At 51.6% G+C, this 643-nt stretch carries 1 protein-coding gene; it reads left to right on the plus strand.

From position 1 onward, the window contains the following. Positions 1-526: glycerate kinase (locus ACLO87_RS16805; RefSeq protein WP_430224346.1), on the plus strand; the 526-nt coding region annotated here is incomplete at its 5' end. Positions 527-643: the final 117 nt, after the last annotated feature.

A 643-nucleotide genomic window follows, 5' to 3' on the forward strand; every position in this document is an offset into this window, starting at 1 on the left:
GTTTGGCCCGCAAAAAGGGGCAACGCCGGAGATGGTCGAAGAGCTGGAACAGGGGCTGCAAAATTACGCCCGTGTTTTACAACAGCTAACTGAAATCAACGTCTGCCAGATGGCGGGTGGTGGCGCGGCGGGCGGTATGGGCATTGCGGCGGCGGTATTCCTCAATGCGGATATTAAACCGGGTATTGAGATTGTGTTGAATGCGGTCAATCTTGCGCAGGCAGTGCAGGGTGCAGCACTGGTGATCACCGGGGAAGGGCGCATCGACTCGCAAACGGCAGGCGGTAAAGCGCCGCTGGGTGTGGCATCGGTGGCGAAGCAGTTTAATGTCCCGGTGATTGGGATTGCTGGCGTATTGGGTGATGGCGTGGAAGTGGTGCACCAGTACGGCATTGATGCGGTATTCAGCATTTTGCCACGTCTGGCTCCTTTAGCCGAAGTGCTCGCCAGCGGTGAAACCAATCTCTTCAACAGTGCGCGAAATATTGCCTGCGCCATTAAAATAGGTCAGGGAATTAAAAACTGAATATTACCTTTAAAGCGGATGCGATTTATATCGCATCTTTTTTTACCTGAATTGACTACAAAAAAAGCCACGGTATAAACCGTGGCAAAATCCAACATAGCTAAAAATAATCAGGCG

The organism is Paenalcaligenes sp. Me52 (genome assembly GCF_050487965.1).
Taxonomy (GTDB): Bacteria; Pseudomonadota; Gammaproteobacteria; order Burkholderiales; family Burkholderiaceae_B; genus Paenalcaligenes.